Here is a 21,812-nt window from a genome sequence, read left to right on the forward strand (position 1 = left end):
CGCAACATCGTGATTGCGCCATCTCGCAACCATGTGGGGGTCAATTCGATGTACGAGAAAATGGGTCATGGCGGCGCACGCCTGCTGGTAGCAGCACTGCTAGCCGGCACCACCATGACCGGGGGCATGACTGCGTTCGCTTCCAGCGCGATGGCGCAAGAGAACGGCAGCGTGAACGCCTATGCCATTCCCGCTGGCTCGCTGAGCGACGCGTTGAACAACTTTGCGCAGCAGAGCGGATTGCAGCTGAACTACGACGCCTCGCTCACGCAAGGACGTCATTCGGCGGGCCTCAACGCAAAGCTGCCGTGGCGTGACGCACTGGCGCGGCTGCTGTCGGGCACCGGCCTTGTGGCGCGTGCCAATGGCCCGGCGGCCGTGACCATTGCGCGTGCCACCACCGGGGCAATGACGCTCGATACACTGCTCGTCTCGGCCAGCGCAGAGCCTTCCACGACAGCCATGCTCAGCGATGAGGATCGGTTCGACCCAGCGTATGACGCGCGGCGTGGCGATTCCATCGTGGTCACGGGCCACAACGACAAGATCGACACCCGCTCAGCCTCGGGCCCCTGGGGTGACAAGCTCGTCATCAACACGCCCTATGCGATCAGCGTCCTGTCGCAGGACCTGATCGAAAGCGTCGTCGCCGGGGACATGGACCAGATGTTCAAGATGAACCCGGTGGTCCAGAACTCCGCCCCATCGACCGTCTACGGCACGCCCTATGTCACCATCCGCGGCTTCGATTCCCAGAAGGGCGTGGTGGACGGCGTGCGGCTCTCCTCCACGCTGACCGGCATTTCCATGGAAGAACTCGCCAATGTCGAGATCATGAACGGCCTGTCCGGCTTCCTATACGGCGTCGGCAATCCGGGCGGTGTGACCAACTACGTGCTGAAGCGGCCGACCTACACGCCCACGCGTGACATCACCGTGGGCGACTATGGCAACCGGCAGTTCTTCGTCCATGCCGATCTGGGCGGCAAGATCGACCGGGACGGTGTGTTCGCCTACCGGCTGAACCTCTCCTATCAGGACGGTGAGACCGCGAAGAAGAACCAGAACATCGCCCGCAGCCTGTTCAGCGGCGCGGTGGACTGGAACGTGACGCCGGACCTGTTGCTGCAAGTGGAAGCGGCGCATACCTATTACCGGGTCGATGGCATCGATTCCCGCTTCTACGCCTATGCCGATACCAGTTACGCGGCGATCGATCACTGGATCGAACCGCTGGACGCCAGCAAGACCTGGACGCCGGACTGGACCTATCTCCAGATCAAGACCGACCGCATCGGCACCAATGCCAAGTGGAAGCTGAACGACACTTTCAGCCTGCGCGCCGCCTACCTCTACAAGCGCGATGCGCAGGAATCGATCAACGTCTATCCCGCCTATTTCGAGGATGTGGGCTGGAAAGTCGGCTGGGCCTCGCGCAGCGCGCCGTCCTACAACATTGCGCAGGGCGCCTATGCCTATCTTGACAGCGAGTTCGAGACGCTGGGCATCAAGCACCGCCTGACCCTGGGCGCTTCGGGTGACATCCTGCGGGTGAAGCGGCACGTCACCAACTCGGTCAGCGCCGGTTTCTCGCCGGCCTTCACCGACCCGAACGACATGAACAATTGGGCCATGCCCGATACGCTGAACACCTATTCGTGGGGCGCGCTCTACAAGTCCAGCCAGTCGCAGAACACCAACGTGATCCTGGGCGACGACATCCAGTTCACCGAGCAGCTCAGCGCAATGCTGGGCGTGAACCGCAGCACCGTGAAGGCCCGCAACTTCGGGGCGACCGGCGCGCGCACCTCCAGCTATAACGAAAGCGCCTATACGCCCACGGTCTCGCTGGTGTTCAAGCCGGCGGCGCGGGTGACGACGTATGCGACGTACATGGAAGGGCTTGAGCAGGGCTCGACCGTCCCCGACGACGCCGCGCTCTACAACAATTCGGGCGAGATCATGAAGCCCTACGTCTCCAAGCAGTACGAAGTGGGCGCCAAGTACGCTCCGATCGACGCGCTCATGATCACCGGCGCGCTCTACCGGATCGAGAAGGCCAATTCCTACGACGAGACGGTAAACGGCAAGATCACCCGCACGCAGGACGGCGTGGAGGTCCACCAGGGCGTGGAGCTGACGGTGACCGGCCATGTCACGCCCCGGCTCAACGTGATGCTGGGCGGCACCGTGATGGACCTGAAAGTCACCAAGACCAGCACGGCCTCGCTGCTCGGCAAGAAGCCCACCGGCGTCAGCGACATGCTGGCGAAAGTCTACGCCGATTACGAGATTCCGGGGCTGGACGGCTTCTCCATCAGCGGCGGCGTCTACCACGCCGGCAAAATGTACAAGGACAGCGCCAATCTCCAGAAGATCGACGGCTACACGATCGTCGACCTTGGCATGCACTACAAGACCGAGATCGACGGCCACCCGATCCGCTTCGACCTCAACGTCGCCAATCTGGGCGGCCTCGATTACTGGGCGACCTCGTCCCAGCTCGGCGGCCCCCGCAACGTGGCCTTTGCGGTCAAGTACGGGTTCTGAGCGATGACGGAACGGGATCGATGCGCGGTGGCCGCGTCATGAAGCAAAGCCTGCGCCAATCGATGGCATGGCTGCACACCTGGGCCGGGCTGGTGCCGGGCTGGGTGCTCTACGTCATCTTCGTGTTCGGATCGGCGGCGTTCTTCCAGCACGAGATCGACGCCTGGATGCGGCCCGAGCTGCCTTCCGAAACGCGCGTATCCCCGCGCGCCTTCGCCTCTGCCGATGCCGTGCTGCGGGCCCGGGCGGCGGGGGCGGAGAGCTGGTCCGTCTCGCTGCCCGATGCGCGCGGCGGCAGCGCGCTGGACGTATCGTGGCAGATGCCCGGCCAAGGCCGCCGCGAAGCAACGCGGATCACGCTGGATCCCGCGACCGGCGCCGAAATCCCGGTGCGCGAGACGCGGGGCGGCTTCTTCCTCTACCGCTTCCACTTCGACCTCCATTTCATCTCGGTCATGTGGGCGCGCTATCTGGTCTGTGTGGCAGCCATGGCCATGCTCGTCGCGATCCTGTCCGGCGTGGTGACGCACAAGAAGATCTTCACCGACTTCTTCATGCTGCGCTTCCGCAAGGGGCAGCGCAGCTGGCTGGACGCGCACAACGTGACGGCCGTGCTGGCGCTGCCCTTCCATCTGATGATCACCTACACCGGTTTGGCGACGCTGCTGTTCACGCTGATGCCCTGGGCGATTTCGGCAAACTTCCCGGACCGGCAGGCCTTTTACGCCACCACCTATCCGCAAGGGCCCGAGCGCGAGGCCAGCGGAGAGGCCACACCCGTCGCCCCGATCGGGCAAATGATCGCCAAGGCCCAGGGCCAATGGGGCGGCGCCATGCCCACCTATCTCTCGATCGAGAACCCCGGCGACAAGGCCGCCATGGCCACGCTCTACACCGCCAAGTCGGAATGGGGGAATGGCCGGTCAGACACGGTCTACCTCGATGCCACGAACGCAGCGCTGCTGCCGTCCACACCTGCAACGCCCGGTCGCGCCACCGCGACACACCGGGTGATGGTGGACCTGCACACGGCATGGTTCGCCGGCTATGGCCTGCGCTGGCTTTACTTCCTCTCCGGCCTTGGCGGCGTGGCCATGGCCGCGACCGGGCTCTGCCTGTGGTGCGTAAAGCGGCGCCTTAAGCTGCCCGATCCCAGCCGCCCGCATTTCGGCTTCCGTCTGGTGGAACGGCTCAACATCGGCTTCATCACCGGCGCGCCGATCGGGATCGCGATCTATTTCCTCGCCAACCGGCTGCTCCCCGTTGCCATGGCCCGCCATGCGGACTGGGAGATCAACGCGCTGTTCATTGCCTGGGGCGGCACGCTGGTCTGGGCCTTCCTGCGCCAGCCGCGCCGGGCATGGCTGGAAACGCTGACGGCAGCCGCCACGCTTTACGCCGCGATCCCGCTGATCAATGCAGCCACCACCCCGCGCGGCCTTGCCCCCAGCCTGATGGCGGGCGACTGGACTTTCGCCAGCTTCGACCTTGTGATGCTGGCGCTGGCAGCCGGCTTTGCCTTTACAGGCTGGACGCTTGCCCGCCACAAACCGCGACAAATACCCGCGCGCAAACGCCGCAGCGGCGGGGAGGCGACGGCATGATCCATTCCATCGTCGCCGTCATGACGATCGCCGGCTTCGCGCTCCTGCTCATGGCGATGACCCGCCACCAGCAGGACTGGCTCCGCCGCAAGCTACCGGCCCGCATCAGCCGCTGGCTGCGCCTGGGCGGCTTGGGCATTCTGACCGGCGCGTTCGCCGTTGCATGCGCAGGTTTCGGCTGGGCCTACGGTGCCGTCGCCTGGTTCGGCTGGCTGTCCTTTGGGGCTGCCCTTACGCTTACCGCCCAAACCAACCGCGAACGCATCCTCGCCCGCCTGCGTCGATGAAAACCCCGAGAACTCCGCGCATGATCAAGCCGCTTTCCGCCATCTTCTCCCCTCGGGAGAAAACCCGCCATCGCTGGTCGGTCGCCTCGCGCACTATTGCCGGAACGCTCGGTGCCTATGCAGTGACTGCGCTTGGTACCGTGGCTGTGTCGCTGGTCCTCGCCGCACTCGGCGTGACCCGCTCCGAGGCGGTCACCGCCGCAACGCTGGCGAGCTATGCGGTATTCGCGGTCGTGGCGATGGCGGTATTCCACGCCGCCAGTCCCATGCGGGCCTGGGCCTTGCTGATCGGCGCGGCCGTGCCTCTGAGCTTGATTGTCTGGTTTCTGGGTCCCGCGCGATGAACCCGTTCTCCCTGCTCATCGCCAGCGCAGCCGCAATGGCGTCCGGTACGCCTGGCCAAGAGCCGACACGGCATGGACGGGACTGAAACGGCGCTCGACACCCCGTATTGTTAGCGTTACCAATTCTCCAGCCGCGCAGCATAAGTGTGGCAACAAAAGGAGAGATGGAATCGTGACGCACCGGACCTCGCGCTTTACCGCCCTGCCCATTGCGCTGCTGTCGCTTTCCGCACTCTTGCAGGCCAATACTGCCGCCTATGCCGCGCCGGCTCGGTTCGATCGTTTCACATACAAGGGGTATTCGACCGAAGAGATCGCCATCAAGCCCGGTGAATATCGCAATCCGATCCTGACAGGCTATTACCCGGACCCCTCTGTCATGCGGGTCGCCGATGACTATTATCTGGTCAACAGCTCCTTCGCTCACTACCCGGGACTGCCTGTCTTCAAATCCAAGGACCTGGTGCACTGGACCCAGATCGGCAATGCGATCGACCGTCCCGGGCAACTCGACTTCAAGGGCCGCCGCACATCGCAGGCCGTCTTTGCACCAGACATCAGCTGGCACGATGGCACCTTCTACATCGTCAACACTTGCGTCGAATGCAGGGGCAATTTCATTATCACTGCCAAGGATCCGGCCGGCCCCTGGTCCAACCCGATCTGGCTGCCCTTTGAAGGTATCGATCCTTCTCTCTACTGGGAAGGAGACAAGGCCTACATCGTCAACAACCGCGCCCCCGACGAGCCCCCCCGCTATGAAGGCCACCGCGCAATCTGGATCCAGGAATACGACTGGCGCGCGGGCAAGATGGTGGGAAAAAGTACCCAACTCATCAACGGCGGCGTCGACATCGGCAAGAAGCCGGTCTGGATCGAAGGGCCGCATATCTTCCGCAAGGACGGCTACTATTATCTAACCGCCGCAGAAGGCGGCACGAGCGTCAACCATTCGCAGGTCGTGTTCCGCTCCAAGGATCTGCTCGGTCCCTATGTGCCATTCGCGGATAACCCGATCCTGACCCAGCGTGATCTCGATCCGGCAAGGCCTGATCCGATCGGATCGGCCGGCCATGCCGAACTGGTCCAGACCCAGAACGGAGACTGGTGGGCGACCTTCCTCGCTGTGCGGCCCTATGCTGACGATTATTATAATACCGGCCGCGAAACATTCCTTCTGCCCGTCACATGGAAGGATGGCTGGCCGATCATCCTGCCGCGCGGGCAGGCAATCCCGCACGCCCTGAATGCGCCAGACCTGCCTGCCCAGCCCAAATCGCCAATTCCGACAAGCGGCAACTTCGAATATGTCGAGGAATTCGACGGCAAGACGTTGCCCATACAGTGGATCGGCATCCGAACGCCGCAAAAGCCCTTCTACCATCTCAAGGGCGGCGCGCTGGAACTGGATAGCGCACGCCCTATCGGCGACCTCAACGGTGCTCCTGCCTTCATCGGCCGGCGGCAACAGCATGCCAATGCCACCGTCTCCACAACGATCCGCTATGCCCCCGTCAGGGATGGCGACCGCGCAGGCCTGGCAGCCGTGCAGAGCGACCGAAGCAACCTCTTCTTCGGCCTGACCCGGATTGCCGGCAACACCGTGATCGCGCTCTACACCCGCGACGCTGCCGATGCCGACACGCTGATCGCCTCCGCGCCGGTCTCGGCCGCCGGGCCAGTCACACTCACTATCCGCACGCACGGCGCAACGATGGGCTTCGACTTTGAAGTCGATGGCCAGACGCAGATCCTGAAAGACGGGCTTGACGCGACGCTGCTCAGTACCAAAAAGGCGGGCGGTTTCGTCGGCACGATCTTTGGTCTCTACCACTACACCCCGGCCGCGTGAGTGCGCGCGCCATGATCCGCACAAAAGGCACAGGAAAGTCCTTGCTTCTATGGATCAGCCGCAAGTTCAACGCTTTGGAGGTCTCGCATCCGATTGTCTGCGGATGAGCCGGTAATCGAGTTGCAGGCTGACGTGCCTGGAATTGGACTCGCTTGCTTTGCCGCCTTGCTCAAGTTCCTGACACAAAGCTCTGATGGCCTTGGTGGACATTTCCCGCACGGGAAGCCGGATCGTTGTGAGTGCGGGCCAAATAGAGCTCGCCAGAGGCGCATCATCGAAGCCACAAATCGAAAGTTCGCCAGGGACGTCGATTTTTCGCTGGTGCGCGATCGTGACCGCCGCTGCCGCCATATCGTCGTTGCACGCCAGGATCGCTGTGGGAACCGTCGGCAAGCTCAGCAGGCGTTCCGCGGCGAGGAGTCCGGAGCGATAGGAAAAGTCTCCTGGAACGATCAATTCCTCTCCAGGATGAATTCCATTTTCGCTTAGCCCTTGCAGAAATCCTTCCAGGCGCCGGCTACTGCCGCGGTGTTGCAGATTACCTTGAATGAAGCCGATCCTGCGATGGCCCATATCCACGAGGTGTTTGGTAATCTCGTAGGATGCCTGCCGGTCATCGACAGAGACAGCCGTCACCCCGTCTGTGTACCGATCAGGGGTGATGGCTACGACGGCAATATTTTCCGCCAAAAGACCCTCGACCAATTCCTGCCAATCGCACAGCGGAGGAGGAAGGATTACACCAGCGGCGCGCCCGTCGACTATCTGGTTGACAAGCCAGGCCGAGGGACGGCCCTGAACATATTGCTCCACGGTCAGGTGGATGTGACGCGCTGCAGCCTCCGCCAAGGCGCCCAGCAGGAGTTCTCCGAGATATGCGGAAGTCATGCTGTCGCTGTGCACCAGGGCGATTGTTCGCGTTCCCCCGCCAGCCAGCAACTGCGCGGTGCTGTTCAGGACGTACCCCAGTTCCTGGACCGCCTTCTCGACCGCACTGGTTGCAGCTTCGCTGACGTAGGCGCTCCTGTTCACGACACGCGAGGCAGTCATCAACGATACGCCTGCAAGGGTCGCAACGTTTTGAAGAGTAGGTGGCCGGCGGCTAGGGGCGGGCTTCTTTGCCATGATGCAACAGTTACCTTGGGATTCCAGACGGACAGGCTATTCGCACTGCAACAACCCTTGTTCACGTTCCGCATTTGGGTGGCAACCGCAAGCACCCGCAGCTTCAGACCTTGAAGCAGCCAGCGCCTTAAGTTGGATCTCACTTATCTTGACGAAAGTCAGCGCCAAATCAACGTGGCGGCCGCGTTCCCAAGGCCTTCGCCCAAAATATTATGAGCCGCTGTCGATCCCGCCCGTGCTTCGCGGGATCATTCGTTTCGCCGCTAATGACCGATCTGGCCATTCTCCGCATCCAGATCCCGCAGGTCGCGGCCACGGGTTTCCCGTCCGAACCACGCCACCAGTACCAGGGCCAATGTGGTCGGCAGCATCACCAGCGCTGACGACAGACCCATGGACAGGACAATCCCGCTGATCGTCAGTCCCTGAGCCAGCAGCCCACCCCCCTTGGTACAGGCCGCGACCCAGCCCGTTGCACGACCGCGAACGCGCAGCGGAAAACTCTCGGCCGTATAGGGGAGAACGATAGCGATAATGCCATTCGTGCCGACAATCAGCAAAGCAACCGGAAGCACCGGACTGCCGCTGCCCGCCAGTTCCAGGCGGAGCACGAGTAGCAATCCCGCGAGGGTCAGTGCGATCATCGTCGCGAGCGACCATTTGGTACTCCATCGGCTGTACATCAGCGCAGCGACGAAAACGGTGGGAAAGGCTATCAGCGCGCTTTCGGCCAGCAGGCGGCTCGAGATGCCCACCGAGTACCCCTTCGCGACCAGATCGGCGGGTAGCCAGAGCAACAAACCAAAATTGATGAGGCCCCAGGACAGCGCACAAATGCTCAATGCCGCCAGCTTGCCGTAGAGGCCGATCCCGGTCAGCGCGTGTGATGTACGCCCCTCTGCGAGCCTTCCCGAACTCGCCCGTGTCGCCCGCGCACCGAAACGGCGCATCACCGCCTCCGCCTCCGAGACCCGCCCGCGCGCGAGCAGAAACTTCGCGGATTCGGGGATAAACGCGCCAAGCACCACCAGCGTAAGGCCGGTCGGCAAGTTGGCGAGCCACAATATCCGCCAGCCGAAAACCGGCTGCAGAATTGCAGAAAGGCCGCTCGCTGCGAAATAGCCGCCGACCGCGCCCAATCCGCCGACCAGAACGAGACTCCAACCACGGTGCCGGCTCGGCATCATCTCGGCCAGCAGTGCATAAGTGACCGGCAGCATGCCTCCCGCGGCTGCGCCCATCATGAAGCACATCGCGATATTCCACGCGAGGCTGGGCATGGCACCGCAGATTGATGTCCCGACGAACATGACCGCCGACAAAAGGATCGAAGCCTTGCGCCCATAGACGTCGGCAATCCATCCCCATAAGACCGATCCCGTCACGGTACCGGCCAGAGCGAAGAAGGGCACCAGCGAGACCGTCCTCTTCGGAACGCCATATTCGCTGATCATGCCAGGTACGGTAAAGCCGAGCGAAGCAGGCTTCATGACGTCGATGACCAGCGCGATGACCAGCACCGCCATCAGCCCCCAGTGCGCAGGCCCGAGCGGCGCATCCTCGGGTGCCGCGACCACGATTTCGGATGCGGCGGTGCGCTGCGCCCCGATATTACGCGGGAGCAGGCCGTAAGCGGCAACCATTGTCCCGACGATGATCAGCGCCATTCCGCCCAGCATCATGCCGTCCATCGGCATGCCCGCCAGACGATATTGCATCGAACGGGCCATCGCGAACATGGGGAGGTGGGCACAGACGCCGAGAGTGACAGCAACACAACCGAGGATGAAAGCCCAGACTGCCTGCCGATCCGACAGCGTGCTTTTGATCGAATCCATTGTTGAACGCCCCCTCCGGCACTGCGATAGCTACCGGCTGCGGCGAAATGAAGAGCCGCGGCTGCCTGAAGCTGGGCAAAACAAGGCGGATTGTGTTTTGCTGCGGATGGCGACCGTCAAACGGGTGAAAATGGGCTTCGGCTTGGTGAGGATGACGTCATTATCAAACCTTCACTGGCCAATTCATGTGTTGACCCCGGCCAACTTCCCCGGCGTCGTCTTGGCTGCCGTTGGTCGAACTGCCCTCCGATAACAGGCATTTATTGACGCGCCTTCCGACGGGTATTTTCTGTAGAACACTCAATCCGATGTGCGCTCTACGCAGGTAATTTGGCCTCTGTTCAGTGAAGGGACCGGACGATCATTTCAAACTGACGGGCTGCATCCCGCCCCCGAGCCGAGGGCGAGATGCAGCATGCGACCAAAATGATCGGTCCCTTTACCCCGTCAGAGACGAGCGCGGACCCCGAAGAAGAACGAACGGCCCGAATATTCGTAGAAATTGGGCAGATTACGATAATCGTTGAACCGCTTGATTGCCGAACCCAGCAAGTTCGAGCCCTGCACATAGACCGAGAAATTATCGGTCAGGTCGTAGGACAGGCTCGCCGACATCTCGTGATACGGCTCTTCCTTCACGGGCAGGTAGGCAAGGCTGCCCGCCTGGGCATACGTGAAGCGCGACTGATAGCTATACGAAACCTGCGCGCTGATGCCGTGGTTCTCGTAGAACAGCTTGGCATTGGCGGAGAAGGGAATCGCACCCGGAAGATCGGTGGTAATGCCGCCGGTCTTCGCGCGCGAGCGATTGTAGGTAAGGTTCGCCTGAAGACCGAACCCGTTATCAAGGAAGTATTGCCCCCCCACTTCGAGGCCGTAGACGTTCGCACTGTCGCCGTTCATCACCTGATATTCGACGAACGAGTAGCCCTGCGGCTGGTTGGCGGGCTGGTTGGTCGGCGTGATCTGCACATCCACCGGCACTGTCGAGACGAAGTTGGTGATATGCTTGTAGAAGGCCGCCGCCGTAAGTGCGAGACGGTTGGTCGGATAATATTCCAGGCTGATGTCGAGCTGGTTGGCCTCGGTCGGCTTGAGGTTCGGGTTGCCGGCATCATAGATGATGTAAGTGCCGGACTGCGCCGAAGTCGCGTCCTTGGCGGGCGAAAGCTCGCCGAAGCTGGGGCGCGAGATCGCCTGCGAGGCGGCAAGGCGCAGACGCAGCCCATCGGCCAGATCATAGGAGAAGTTCGCCGCCGGCAGCAGGCGCATATAGTCGCCGCCGCCCTCGATGGGCTCGACCGGGTTGAACGTCACCGCGTTGTCCTGCGTACCGGCGCGCGGGATGATGCTGGCGATGCTGGCACCGTAGCCGACCGAGGACACCTTGGTGGCCACCAGACGCGCGCCGATGTCGGCGCGCCAGCGATCGCCCTCAAGGTTGAACATCACGTAGCCCGCCCAGGTCCGCTCCTTGATGCGATAAGAGGCGGGCAGGTCTTCCTCGATGACCTGCGTCGAATAACCCGAAGGATATTGGGAAAGCGTGCAGCCCGGGATGGTCGCGCCGGTATCGTCAAGGCAGCTGTTGGGATTGAGGATCGCCGGGTTGTTCTCGGCACGGGACAGCGCCGAGAGGTAGGTGTCGATATCGAAGCGCGGGAAGTTGCGCGGGAAATCGCCCTCCAGCTTGCCAAGGATCGAGCCACTGCCCGGCTGCACGACGTCCGCGCCCAGTTGCCCGAACGTGAAGGGGTAACCGCAGAAGTTGCACGAGCTGGTATACTGGTTGTCGATCGTGGCGACGGTCTTCTTGCGATTGGTATAGGCAACGCCGAACTGGATCGACTTGAACACGCCGTTGTCGACGTCATAGGTGCCGTCGCCCTTCAGGCCCTGCGTGCGGTCGGAGATGTTCTGGCCCTGAATACCGATATAGTGGGCGCGGAAATCGTCGTTCGTGGCCTCGTCCAGCGTGCGGCCGCCGGGGATGGTGATGTCGAGATCCGGCAATCCGCCATTTCGCGTCGCGAAATCAGCCGAGGCACCGGTGATGCCCGCCACCACGAAGCGGTTCTGGCCGCCAGTATTGTCGCGCGCCTCGCCGACGTAGCCATCGAAGCCGAATTTCAGGCGGTCGCTCGCCTTCCAGTCGATGTGGCCGCCGATCTGCCAGGTCTGGCTCTTGCGCGGCTCGTCGGTGGTGAGAACTTCGGCAGTATAGTCGTTGATGGAGAAGCCGGTGACGACGTGGTTGGCATCGACACTGATCGAGTCCGGATCCCAGCGCGGCGAACCATCGTCGCCCAGCGGGTTGAGGTAGTTCGACGAGCGATAGTTATGCTGCTTGACGTCGAAACGGCTGTAGAGACCGTCGATGGTCAGTTCGAACGCGCTCGACGGCTTCCACTGGAACGATCCGGCCGAGCCGATGCGCTCACGCTGGCCGACCACGGTGCCGACGCTGTAGTAGTCCGGCCAGATGTAGGCGGGGCCGTTCTCATCGGGATCGACGCGGCCGTCGCGGTTGAAGTCGATGCCGTATGCCGCCTCGGTGCCGTCCGCCAGCGAGTATTCGCCCAGATTGTCGGTGCGGAACTTGTACTTGTTATAGCTGACGCCCAGCATCAGGCCCATCGTGTCGTCAGCGAACGTGGTGCTGACGACGCCGCTGACCTTGTAGCCGCCCTTGTCCGCCAGATCGTTGTACTGGCCTTCGACCGCGCCCGAGGCGTGAAGGCCGGGACGATCGAGCGGGCGCGCGGTGCGCAGATCGACATTGCCACCGATGCTGCCTTCCAGTTCGGACGCGCGGACCGCCTTTTGCACTTCGGCGCCCGAGATGATCTCGGAGGGAAGAACGTCGAAGGCAAAAGAGCGGTCCGGCCCGTCGGTCGGGAGGATTCGACCGTTGAGGGTGGTGATCGCGAAATTCTCGCCAAGGCCGCGAATGGTGATCGAGCGCCCCTCGCCGCGCCCGTCGCGGCCGACGGTGACGCCGGGGATGTTGGCAAGCGCCTCGGCAACGTTGCGATTGGGAAACTTGCCCAGTTCTTCGGACGAAATCGCGTCGACGATCGTGTCGGCGCTGCGCTTGGCCTGGATCGAGCGCAACAGACTGCCGCGCACACCGCGTACGACGATGGCTTCGGCAGTGGCGGCGTCGGCGGCGGTCTGCGCGCTGTCGGCGGAAACCGTCGTATCGGCGGCAACGGCATCGGCGGAGGCGGGGGCGGTGGCAGCATTCGGGCCGTTATCCTGCGCGGCCTGGGCCTGAGAAGCGGCGAGCAGCGCCATGGTGCTGGCCCCGGCAAGCGCTGCGTGGCGCCAGGTGATACGTCCCGTCATGTTTCCATACCCCTTGTCACGTCGCCGTAGTCCGTTGCGGGATTTCGCGTGATTCCCGTCGCCATGGCGTACTATATTTCGTTTTGGTAACTTGGATGTCCGATATCTGTCAAACAGAAACGAAACGAAACATCGCTTAATGTTTGTCGCAGCGCGTCGGCGCTGATAATGCAGTGCTTCGCAGGAGAATCTGATGGTCATCACCCGGGACACGAGCCGCAGACGGCAGGAAATCAGCACGCTCGTGCGTGAACGCGGCAGTGTGCAGGTCACGGACCTGTCCGAACGCTATGGCGTTTCGATGCAGACGATTCGCAAGGACCTTCATTTCCTTGCGAAGAAGGGCGTGGCCGAACGCTCCTACGGCGGCGCCATCTCGGCCGACGCCGTCAACGTCGTTGCCGAACCGCCGCTGGAAACCAAGCGCGCGGCCAATCCGGACGCCAAGGCACGCATCGGTGCGCTGGCGGCGGCCATGGTCAGGCCGGGGGATTCAGTGGTGCTCGATTCCGGCACGACGACGCTGCAAATCGCGCATCATCTGCCGGATGACGAGGAAATTACCGTCCTCACCAACGATCTCGACATCCTCTGCGCACTGGCCCGCAAGGAGCACATCCGCGTGGTCATGCTGGGTGGCGCGCTGCGGCGGCGCAACCGCGCCTTCTACGGCGCGCAGACCGAAAGCGCGCTCAGCGATCTGCACGTGGACAAGCTGTTCCTCGGCGTCGACGGTTTCGATTTCGAGCGCGGCATCACCACGCATTACGAACCCGAAGCGATGCTGAACCGAAAGATGGCGAAAGCGGCGCAACAGGTCATCGCGGTTACCGACCGTTCGAAATTCGGCAAGGTCTGCCTGCACCGCATCCTCAATGTGGAGGAGATCGACGACCTCGTCACCGACGCGACAGAGGAAGACGCGGTTCAGTCCGCCGCCGACCGGCTGGGCTTCCGCCTCCACCGCGCCTGACGGCTTTGGTGCACTTCAGGTAGCGTTAGGGTACGCTTAGGTACCGTTAGGTGCCATCAACGCCGCCCCCTCGCAATGACGGGGCGGCGTTGCTGTCTGCGGCCGTTACGCCTTGATCTGGAAGAACTTTCTGGCGTTCTTCCAGTAGATCTTGTCGATCACGTCGCTGGGCAGATTGAGACCCACTGCATCAGCGTTGATCGCATCGACGCGCTGGCTGAGCGGGGTTGCCAGATAGCGCCAGTCGGCCCGCCACACCTTGTCAGCCTCGCCCGGAAAATCATCGGTTGCGGGCGGATTCTGGGCGCGCGCCGCCGGGTCTGGCGGGCTGTCGGTCAGGTCCGTTCCATAGAGGATGCGGTCCTGGTACTTGATGAAAAAGGCCCGGACTTTGGCGACATCGGCGTTGGACTGGACCTGCAAATTGGACAGCCGCGCCGCCAGATCCACCACTGCCTTGGGATGGGCATCGAAGAACCGCGCAAGCTCATCGATGCTCCATTCCAGGCTGGCCATGTGCGCCCCGTCGAACGCCAGCTTCGGATGCCGCGTCACGAACCGGTCGCGCGCCGCCATCAGCGCCTCGTAGCTCGGCTCCTCGGGATGGAGGTACATGTAGTACTCGGGGTGCTCACGGAAGTAGCTGCGGTCGTTGTCGGTGGTCATCTGATCGAGCGGAAGCCAGCAGTTCTTGGGCTCAGCCTGATGTGCAATCAGCGGAATTCCGCGCTCTTCCAGATGCGCGATGACCCCATCGAAGCGCGGATCGTCCAGGAATACCCGCTTGCCTTCGGCATCGCGGGCAACCATGCCGATGTTCTTCCAGACCTTCACCGCCAAGGCCCCGCGCGCCACGGCCGCATCGATCAGGGCATTGGTACGCTCGGTCCAACCCGGCGTTCCGAAGCCCTCCATCGGAAATGTCGTGGCGAAATGGAAAACCTTCGGATCTTCCTTGCGCATCGCCCCGGAAATCGAAGCCTGCAGAAGCAGCGGCGGGAAATCGGGATAGTCGACATTGATCGACAACACCTCGAAACGATCGCGGCGCGCGAGGTCGATGAAACGCGGATCGTCGACATTGGCGTGGACATGCGCGTCGAACTTGGCGACCCGCGCAAAGTCGGCCTCGCTGTAGTGCCGTTCGGCCGCAGCAGATGCGGCGCCTTCGCTTGCCAGCGCTATGCCGGCAAGAAGCGCCCATTTGACCATTTTATGCAAGATTGAGCCCTTTTCACACGAAAACGAAAGAAAACGCATTCATAAATTGCGTTTTTGGTTTGCATGCGGGGTTGCGCTGGTGCAAGCTTTTTCTCGAGGGGCGGTTCCGGCTCGAACCGGACGTGCGCACCATCAGGAGAGAGAGGATATGCAGTTGAGCCCCGTTACCCGCCGCGCGGCCCTTGCCCGGCTGATGGCCGGCGCCACGTTTGCCGCCGCGAGCGGGCCGATGCTGTCGGGGCAAGTCTGGGCGGCGACTGCCTCCACCGTGAAGCTGACCGACGGCACCCTGACCACCGAGTTCGACGCGGCCATGCGTTCGCGCCTGCTGTATCGTGACCGTGAGATTGCGCCCTGGGCGGCCGCCGATGCACTTTTCCCGCTGGAAGGCGCCGCTTTCGACCGCTTCGTGCGGCTCGACCAAAGCGAAGCCGCTGTTCCCGGAGGCCGCCGCCATGTCCTGCGCGCTACGGCGGGCGGCACGCTGGAGCAGGAGATCGCGATCACGTTCATCGATCGCTTCCCCGGCCTTGCGATCTATGACGTGCGCTACCGCAACACCGGCGACAAGCCCCTGCCCTTGTCCGCTTGGCGTCTGGCCATGCACGATCTGCACAATCACCCCGATGGCGCCTGGAGCTTTGCGGGCGCATCCTATCCCGATCGCCGCGACTGGGTGCAGAAAGTCGGCCCCGGCTTCGAACAGCGCAACTTCATGGGCATGAATGGCTCCGACTATGGCGGCGGGACGCCGGTTGCGGTCGCTTGGCGGCGTGATGTCGGGCTGGCGGTGGGACATCTCGAAACCGTGCCCCGCCTCGTCGCCCTGCCCGTTTCGGCGCAGCCCGGCGGCACGCGCATCGGCATGACCGGTGACGCGCGGGAGGTCCTGTCCCCCGGCGCCTCACTGGCGCTGCCGAGCGCCTTCGTGATGGCGCATGAAGGCGACCATTTCCGCCCGCTTGACGCCTATCGCCAGCTGATGGCCGATCGCGGCCTGAAGGCACCGGCGATCCCGGAATCAAGCTACGGCCCAATCTGGTGCGCCTGGGGCTATGAGCGCAAATTCACGCCCGAACAGATCTATGGTGCGCTGCCCAAGGCGAAGGAAATCGGCTTCGAGTGGGCGGTGATCGACGACGGCTGGCAGGTCGCGGATGGCGACTGGCGCGTCGATCGCACCCGCTTCCCGCGCGGCGACGCCGACATGAAGGCCTTCGCCGATCGCATCAAGGCCGACGGTATGCGCCCCCGCCTCTGGCTGGCGCCGCTGGCGGCCGATCCCGGCACTCCGTTGCTGCGCGACCATTCAGACATGCTGCTGCTTGACCGCGACGGCGCCGCGCAGAACGTGACCTGGTGGAACGCCTTTACGCTGTGCCCGGCCTACCAGCCCACAATCGACTATTTCCGCGGTGTTGTCCGCACGATCATCGGCGAATGGGGCTTTGAGGGGCTCAAGCTCGACGGCCAGCACCTCAACGGCGTCGCGCCCTGCCACAACCCGGCCCACAACCACGCGCGGCCCGAGGAATCGTACGAGAAGCTGCAGGATTTCTGGAAAGCGATCTACGACGAGGTCATGGCGATCAACCCGCAGGCCGTCGTCGAGATCTGCCCCTGCGGAGACAGTTTTGCCTTCCACAATATCCCGGCGATGAACAACACGCCCGCCTCGGACCCGACCTCTTCCTGGCAGGTGCGATCGAAGGGCAAGACCTTCAAGGCGCTGATGGGGCCATCCGCACCCTATTCCGGCGACCATGTCGAACTGACCGAGACGGGCAACGATTTCGCCTCGACCTACGGCATCGGCGCTATCCCCTCGACCAAGTTCACCTGGCCGGAGGACACGCCTACACCGTCCGAACCGCTGCCACCCGGCGGGTTCAAGCTTACGGCCGAGAAGGAAAAACTCTGGCGCAAGTGGATCGACCTCTACCGTGAAAACATGCTGGCCAAGGGCACCTACCTTGGCGGGCTGTACGACATCGGCTTCGACAAGCCCGAGGCCCACGCGATCGCGAAGAACGGCGAACTGCACTACGCCTTTTATGCCGAAAAGTGGGACGGACCGATAAGCCTGCGCGGGCTGGAATCGGGACGATACAGCCTGACCGACGGCTTCACGGGGCAGCCGCTGGGCAGTGCCACGGCAAAGCAGAATACGATCCCCGCCAAGTTCGAGCGGTTCCTGCTCGTCCGCGCCACTCCGGCCAAGGAAGCCAAGGCATGAACGCTCTTACCGCACCGTCGAACCGGGCCTGGCTGGTCAACGCCCTCGTCACCGTGGTGCTCTGGGGTATCTGGGGGGCATTCTCCGGCCTTTCTCCCCAGCACGGGTTTCCCGAAACGCTGGTCTATTGCGTCTGGGCGCTGACGATGATCCCGCCCGCCCTGGTAGTTTTGGCGCAGGTGCGCTGGGCGCTGGACGTTACGCCGCGCGCCATTGCCTATGGGCTTGCGGTGGGCCTGCTGGGGGCCGGCGGACAGATGGTGCTGTTCTACGCCGTCGCGCGCGGGCCAGCCTATCTGATCTTCCCGATCATCTCGCTCTCTCCGGTGGTGACCATCGCGCTGTCCTTCGTGCTGATGCGCGAGAGGACCGGCAAGCTGGGCGCGCTGGGCATCGTGCTGGCCCTGCTGGCGCTGCCCACGTTCGACTTCGCGCCCGGCGGCAGCGGCGCCGCTTCTGCAGCGTGGCTGATCCCGGCGATGGTAGTGATGCTATGCTGGGGCGTGCAGGCCTACTTCATGAAGGCCGCCAACAACGTGATGTCGGCAGAAAGCATCTTCGTCTACATGACGATTTCCGCCCTCGTACTCATGCCCGCAGCCTGGGCGATGACCGATTTCACGCACCCGGTGAACTGGGGCTGGGACGGTCCGGGTCTGGCCGCCGTGATTCAGGTCCTCAACGCAGTCGGCGCGCTCACGCTGGTTTTCGCCTTCCGCTACGGCAAGGCGATCATCGTCGCGCCGCTCTCGAATGCGGGCGCGCCGCTGGCCACAGCATTGCTTTCGCTCGCCGTGCTGGGCGTCATGCCCGGCCCGCTCAAGAGCCTGGGCATCGGCCTCGCGCTGCTCGCCTCGCTGCTTCTCGCCATCGAACCCGACGCCGAAGACGAAGACGCCATTCCTGCGGAATGATGGTTTCGATTAGTTTCGATTAGTTGCGTTTTAGATTTCGCTACGCTAGCCCTGATTGCGAAAGGAAGCGATGTGAAAGCGATTCGAGATATCGTGCTGCGGCACAAGGCGGGCGAACGCATCGGCGTGACTTCGGTATGTTGCGCGCATCCGCTGGCGATCGAGGCGGCGCTCCGTCACGCGCTGGGAACCGGTCAGGAAGTCCTCCTCGTCGAGGCGACCTGCAACCAGGTGAACCAGGAAGGCGGCTACACCGGAATGACCCCCGCCGATTACCGCGACTTCGTGCGCGAAATCGCCCGGCGCGTGGGTTTCCCGCTTGACCGTCTGGCACTGGGCGGCGACCACCTCGGCCCCAACCCCTGGACGGCGCTTCCCGCTGCCGAGGCCATGGAGCGTGCCGAGGTCATGGTTGCGGCTTACGTCCGTGCCGGGTTCGGCAAGATCCATCTCGACTGCTCGATGAGCTGCGCGGACGATCCCGTGCCGCTGCCCGAACGCACTATCGCCGAGCGCGCCGCACGTCTGTGCCGCGCAGCGGAAGACGCCTTCCAGCCCGACAGCGAGAGCGGGGCGGACGACGCGCCGGTCTATGTCATCGGCACCGAAGTTCCCGTCCCGGGCGGCGCTGCCGAGGATCTTGAGGAACTGGCCGTCACCGATCCGGCAGACGCCATCGCCACCGTCGAGATGCACCGCGACATGTTCGCGGAAGCCGGCCTGTCCGCCGCGTGGGACCGCGTGATCGCCACCGTCGTCCAGCCCGGGGTCGAATTCGATCACGACAAGGTGGTCGACTATCGGCCCGAGCGGGCCGCCAACCTCAGCCGCGCGATCGAGCCGATTGCCGGGCTCGTCTACGAGGCGCACTCAACCGATTATCAGACCGCCGATGCGCTCTCGGCGCTGGTGCGCGATCATTTCGCGGTGCTCAAGGTCGGCCCCGGCGTGACCTTCGCGCTGCGCGAAGCGCTCTGGGCGCTCGATGCCATCGAGGCGGAAACGATCCCCGCGTCCGGCCGCGCCGCCTTGCGCGAAGTCGCGCTCGATCGCATGCATGCAGAGCCCGGCAACTGGCGCAAGTATTACCATGCAGAAGGCGCGGCGCTGAACCTGCAATTGCAGTACAGCCTCTCGGACCGCATTCGCTACTACTGGCCGGACGAACAGATCCTTGCCGCGCAAGAACAGCTGTTCGCCAACTTGCGCGCTACGCCGCCTTCCCTGCCCTTGGTCAGTCAGCACCTGCCGCTCGCTTACGCGGCCGTGCGCAGCGGCGACGCCACACTCGACCCAGCCGACCTTGTTCTGGCGCATATAGCCGCCACTCTCGATGCCTATCATGGAGCTTGTCACCCCAATGCCTGACGCACCGCTGGCTCCCGAAATGCCGGGTCACAACGCCGAACCCTGGACTCGCCGCGAGATCGCGCAGCAGCCGGAAACGCTGCGCGCCACGCAGGCGATCCTGAACGCCGAAAAAGCCGCAATCGAGGCCTTCGTTGCGCCGCTCCTCGCCAAATCCGGTGTCAGGATCGTGCTGACCGGTGCGGGCACTTCGGCCTTCATCGGCGAGTGCCTCGCGCCGTGGCTCTCGGGCCTGCTGGGCCGATCGGTGGAAGCGATCGCGACGACCGACATCGTCAGTTCGCCCGCGCTGTACTTGCGCCGCCACGAGCCAACGCTGCTGGTCTCGTTCGGCCGTTCGGGCAGCAGCCCGGAAAGCGTGGCCGCTGCCGATCTGGTCGACGCGCATGTCGATGATGCCTACCACCTCGTCATCACCTGCAACGCCGAAGGTGAACTGGCGCGCCGCGTTGGAAGCAACATGCACGTCGTCGTGCTGCCCGAGGCGACGCACGATCGCGGTTTCGCGATGACGTCGAGCTTCAGCGCGATGATGTTCGCTGCGCTTTCGATCCTGAGCGGTATCGATATGCTGGACGGCCGTATCGATGCCATCGCATCCGCCGTGGCCGAAACGCACGCCCGGAGCCTGCCGGTGGTCACAGATCTGGCCGCGCGCGGCTTCCGCCGCGTGGTCTATCTCGGCAGCGGGCCGTTCAAGGGGCTGGCGCGCGAAGCCGCACTAAAGCTGATGGAACTGAGCGACGGCGCAGTGGTGACCGCGTTCGACACCGCGCTCGGCTTCCGACACGGCCCGAAGACGATCATCGATGCGCAGACGCTGGTGGTGGTCTTCGTCTCGAACGACCCGCTTACACGCCTCTACGATCTCGACATCATCGCCGAACTGCGCGCGGACGGCCGCAGCGGTGCAGTCATGGTGGTTTCCGCCAATCCGGACGACGCTGCAGAGGTCGCAGTGCCCGGTCTGGCCCGGGCAGTGGACGCGGACTTGCTGTTCCCGTTCATCATCCCCGCACAATTGTTCGGGCTGGCAGTTTCGCTGGAGCTGGGACTGACGCCGGATCGCCCGAACGCCAGCGGCACCGTCAATCGCGTGGTACAGGGCGTGCGGATTCACGCGCAGCCCGCATGAGCCAGAGCCTTTTCCTTGGCGTCGACGGCGGTGGGACCAAGACCGAGTTCGTCTGCATCGATGCAGCAGGACAAGTCCTTGCCACCGCATTGACGGGGACGACCTATCATCTGCAGGTCGGCTTCGATGAAGTGGTGCGGCGTCTGGAATCCGGCCTCTCGCAGGTCTGCACAGCGATCGGCACGCCGCGCGAGGCCATCGGCCATGCCTTCTTTGGGCTGCCAGCCTATGGCGAGGATCGCGCCATCGACCCGCGCCTTCATGCGGCATGCGGAGAAGTGCTCGGCCATAGCCGCTATGTGGTCGGCAACGACATGATCTGCGGCTGGGCCGGTTCGTTCGGCGGCGAGGACGGTATCAACATCGTCGCCGGAACCGGCTCGATCGGATATGGCGAGCGTCGGGGCCGAACCGCCCGGGTCGGCGGTTGGGGCGAAGTATTCAGCGACGAGGGATCGGCCTACTGGATCGCCATTCAGGGTCTTTCGCTGTTCACTCGCATGAGCGACGGGCGCACCCCTCGCGGCCCGCTGCACGAGAGGATCGTCGCGGCGCTCTCGCTTGAAGACGATTTGGACCTTTGCGGACGGATCATGGGACCCGAAGGGATGGGTCGCAGTGAAATCGCCGGTCTTGCGGGGCTGGTCTCCGAGGCGGCTGCCGCCGGCGACCATGCGGCGCGGGCCATCCTCGACAAGGCGGCATGTGAACTGGCCGACATGGCGACGGCGCTTCGCACGGAACTGCGTTTCCCCGAAGGCGAGGCAGTTCCGCTTTCGTGGTCGGGCGGTGTGTTGAGCCGGGAAGCCCGGGTCCGGGACGAGTTTTTGCGTATCGTCCACGAACGGGGGTTTTCAGCCAGCGAGCCTCGGTTCGCGCCAGGATATGGGGCGGCGCTGTACGCACGGAAACTGGCAGAGCGGAAGTAAGAACCTGACCTGTTTGTCGGCCACCTGATCACTGCGGCAAAATTTGCAGCTCGATCCAGCGCGCCGCCCTGCGGGAATTCCCCCGCCC

General features: G+C 63.5%; 15 protein-coding genes. 11 read left to right on the forward strand and 4 right to left on the reverse strand.

Annotation, left to right across the window (positions count from 1 at the left end):
- Window positions 1-48 precede the first annotated feature (48 nt).
- The 5 genes from EDF56_RS19855 (at window position 49) to EDF56_RS19875 (ending at window position 6,637) form a co-directional block, all read left to right on the forward strand.
- Window positions 49-2,550, forward strand: coding sequence for a TonB-dependent receptor (locus EDF56_RS19855; protein WP_165912271.1), 2,502 nt, complete (start codon window positions 49-51; stop codon window positions 2,548-2,550).
- A 38-nt stretch (window positions 2,551-2,588) separates the two neighbouring features.
- Entirely contained in the window at window positions 2,589-4,154 is a 1,566-nt protein-coding gene (locus EDF56_RS19860) for a PepSY-associated TM helix domain-containing protein (RefSeq protein WP_132390989.1), read from the forward strand.
- Window positions 4,151-4,441, forward strand: coding sequence for a DUF3325 domain-containing protein (locus EDF56_RS19865; protein ID WP_132390784.1), 291 nt, complete (start codon window positions 4,151-4,153; stop codon window positions 4,439-4,441). The genes EDF56_RS19860 and EDF56_RS19865 overlap by 4 nt, the downstream gene beginning before the upstream one ends.
- Window positions 4,438-4,785, forward strand: coding sequence for a hypothetical protein (locus EDF56_RS19870; RefSeq protein ID WP_243652722.1), 348 nt, complete (start codon window positions 4,438-4,440; stop codon window positions 4,783-4,785). Before EDF56_RS19865 ends, EDF56_RS19870 begins: the two co-directional genes overlap by 4 nt.
- A 208-nt stretch (window positions 4,786-4,993) precedes the next feature.
- Window positions 4,994-6,637 (forward strand): glycoside hydrolase family 43 protein, encoded by a 1,644-nt coding sequence (locus tag EDF56_RS19875; protein ID WP_243652733.1) that lies wholly within the window; start codon window positions 4,994-4,996, stop codon window positions 6,635-6,637.
- A gap of 66 nt (window positions 6,638-6,703) precedes the next feature.
- Here EDF56_RS19875 and EDF56_RS19880 read toward each other — a convergent pair whose 3' ends face one another.
- The 3 genes from EDF56_RS19880 to EDF56_RS19890 all read right to left on the reverse strand — a co-directional run bounded on the left by EDF56_RS19880 (window position 6,704) and on the right by EDF56_RS19890 (window position 12,948).
- A complete protein-coding gene (locus EDF56_RS19880) occupies window positions 6,704-7,762 on the reverse strand; it encodes a LacI family DNA-binding transcriptional regulator (RefSeq protein ID WP_132390788.1) in 1,059 nt (352 codons plus the stop codon).
- 263 nt (window positions 7,763-8,025) lie between these two features.
- Window positions 8,026-9,600 (reverse strand): MFS transporter, encoded by a 1,575-nt coding sequence (locus tag EDF56_RS19885; protein ID WP_132390790.1) that lies wholly within the window; start codon window positions 9,598-9,600, stop codon window positions 8,026-8,028.
- Between the two features lie 447 nt (window positions 9,601-10,047).
- Window positions 10,048-12,948 carry a TonB-dependent receptor gene (locus tag EDF56_RS19890; protein ID WP_165912272.1) on the reverse strand — a complete coding sequence of 967 codons (2,901 nt, stop codon included), beginning with the start codon at window positions 12,946-12,948 and terminating at the stop codon, window positions 10,048-10,050.
- A gap of 193 nt (window positions 12,949-13,141) precedes the next feature.
- Between EDF56_RS19890 and agaR the strand changes: the two genes are divergently transcribed.
- Complete coding sequence (gene agaR, locus EDF56_RS19895; protein WP_132390794.1) at window positions 13,142-13,921, forward strand: transcriptional repressor AgaR; 780 nt, start codon at window positions 13,142-13,144, stop codon at window positions 13,919-13,921.
- A gap of 105 nt (window positions 13,922-14,026) precedes the next feature.
- Here agaR and EDF56_RS19900 read toward each other — a convergent pair whose 3' ends face one another.
- Window positions 14,027-15,133, reverse strand: coding sequence for an amidohydrolase family protein (locus EDF56_RS19900; protein WP_132390993.1), 1,107 nt, complete (start codon window positions 15,131-15,133; stop codon window positions 14,027-14,029).
- Window positions 15,134-15,290: 157 nt separating this feature from the next.
- Between EDF56_RS19900 and EDF56_RS19905 the strand changes: the two genes are divergently transcribed.
- The 5 genes from EDF56_RS19905 (at window position 15,291) to EDF56_RS19925 (ending at window position 21,724) form a co-directional block, all read left to right on the forward strand.
- Window positions 15,291-17,378, forward strand: coding sequence for a glycoside hydrolase family 36 protein (locus EDF56_RS19905; RefSeq protein ID WP_132390796.1), 2,088 nt, complete (start codon window positions 15,291-15,293; stop codon window positions 17,376-17,378).
- A complete protein-coding gene (locus EDF56_RS19910; RefSeq protein ID WP_132390798.1) occupies window positions 17,375-18,292 on the forward strand; it encodes a DMT family transporter in 918 nt (305 codons plus the stop codon). The genes EDF56_RS19905 and EDF56_RS19910 overlap by 4 nt, the downstream gene beginning before the upstream one ends.
- 72 nt (window positions 18,293-18,364) lie before the next feature.
- Window positions 18,365-19,660 (forward strand): D-tagatose-bisphosphate aldolase, class II, non-catalytic subunit, encoded by a 1,296-nt coding sequence (locus EDF56_RS19915; RefSeq protein WP_132390800.1) that lies wholly within the window; start codon window positions 18,365-18,367, stop codon window positions 19,658-19,660.
- Window positions 19,653-20,795 (forward strand): SIS domain-containing protein, encoded by a 1,143-nt coding sequence (locus tag EDF56_RS19920; RefSeq protein ID WP_132390802.1) that lies wholly within the window; start codon window positions 19,653-19,655, stop codon window positions 20,793-20,795. The genes EDF56_RS19915 and EDF56_RS19920 overlap by 8 nt, the downstream gene beginning before the upstream one ends.
- Window positions 20,792-21,724: a BadF/BadG/BcrA/BcrD ATPase family protein gene (locus EDF56_RS19925; protein ID WP_132390804.1), complete on the forward strand. Its 933-nt coding sequence runs from the start codon at window positions 20,792-20,794 to the stop codon at window positions 21,722-21,724. The genes EDF56_RS19920 and EDF56_RS19925 overlap by 4 nt, the downstream gene beginning before the upstream one ends.
- Window positions 21,725-21,812 lie beyond the last annotated feature (88 nt).

It is taken from the genome of Novosphingobium sp. PhB165, from assembly GCF_004341845.1.
Lineage (GTDB): Bacteria > Pseudomonadota > Alphaproteobacteria > Sphingomonadales > Sphingomonadaceae > Novosphingobium.